The 1,207-nt window shown below is 59.6% G+C and carries 2 protein-coding genes; both read right to left on the bottom strand.

The window, feature by feature from the left end; genetic code table 11:
- Positions 1–313: 313 nt before the first annotated feature.
- Positions 314–607, bottom strand: a complete 294-nt coding sequence (locus EPN29_14345) for a hypothetical protein (protein TAN30101.1) — start codon at positions 605–607, stop codon at positions 314–316.
- Complete coding sequence (locus EPN29_14340; protein ID TAN30100.1) at positions 607–843, bottom strand: hypothetical protein; 237 nt, start codon at positions 841–843, stop codon at positions 607–609. Before EPN29_14340 ends, EPN29_14345 begins: the two co-directional genes overlap by 1 nt.
- Positions 844–1,207 lie beyond the last annotated feature (364 nt).

Raw genomic sequence — 1,207 nt, 5'->3', positions numbered from 1 at the left:
ATCTACGCAAGCGCGAGGGTCAGCTAGCTCGCAACGACTTGGCGAAGCGAAGGTGAGGGCTACGTACCTCCTCCAACACCTTCCTGTCCTCCTTCTTGAATCCGCTAGCCGCGACCTCCACGTCCAAGTCGAACTCTCTCACGCCGTCGCGCACGACAGAGGTGAACTTCGGGTAGACGCTCGACTCGTACTTGAATCGTCGCGCGAAGAAGATTCGAACGCATTCGACGTCGCGGTTGAAGTAGCTGTCCGGCGAGCGCCAGTGTCAGTGAATTCGGGAGACGGGGGAACGAGGAAACGGAAGCGCGACTCACTACTCTGCGTCGGGGTGGTCCGTACTGACCATCTGCGGAAAGTCGATCAAGACCGGCTCGAGCAGACTGCCCTCCCTCTCCCTCCTCTTCCGCTCCTCATACTCCTCTCCCTCCAGCTCAACCTTGACCGGGAAGTCCCCTTTCTCGCGCTCAATCCGCTCGTCCCGCTCATCAGGCGTCTCGTCGTCTCGCGCCTTTTCGGCTTCGGTCCGGTGGTCGCGGATGAGGAGGTTGAATTCGTTGAAGTCGCCGTGGATGAGGCCGGAGCGGGCGAGGCGGACGATCATGTCCATCAAGGCGGAGTAGAGAGCGCCGGGTGAGGGGACGGACGAGATTTGGCGGCTGGGCGGGAGACGACGGATACTGTCAGCGCATGGAATACAGATCGTACTGAGCGGGGTACGCACAGAGGGAAGGCATCAATGAGCTCCATGATGAGGCAATGCCGCGACTGGTCGATTGGTCGAGGAACTGGGAAGCCGTGGTCGTGCAGGACCTGGTAGAGGACGGGAACGTCAGCTAAATGCACACGAAGTCACTCGTCAGGAAGAGAACGGACCTTCATGAAAGCAAACTCCTTGATTGCCGCCAACCTCGACATGTACATCCAGCTCGCCGACTGCCCCTTTCGCAGGTAGTCTCGCTTCGACTTGATGGCGCGGAAGGACATGCGACCGAGTCTGTTTCAGCGACAAGCAGGGTCAGCAGCGCTGGTGAAGCGGCGGAACGAGGCAACGTACCGGTGGATCTTCATGACCATCTGCTCGTCATCTTCGTTCGCCACAACGTAAATGTCTGCACACGAGTGTTGCGTCAGTAATGGACTCCAGCAGGTACAGCTCTGCCAGCAGTCGGTCGGCCAGCCTGGAGGGCACCCGCGATGAAAGTCCCGA

Source organism: bacterium (assembly GCA_004299235.1).
In the GTDB taxonomy this organism is placed as follows: Bacteria; Chloroflexota; Dormibacteria; order Dormibacterales; family Dormibacteraceae; genus SCQL01.
This window is presented reverse-complemented; position numbering and strand designations above follow the sequence as displayed.

What these genes read in the sequence shown, in the direction of transcription:
- EPN29_14345 (TAN30101.1), bottom strand. Translation starts at nt 607, where the DNA reads ATGGACATGATCGTCCGCCTCGCCCGCTCCGGCCTCATCCACGGCGAC.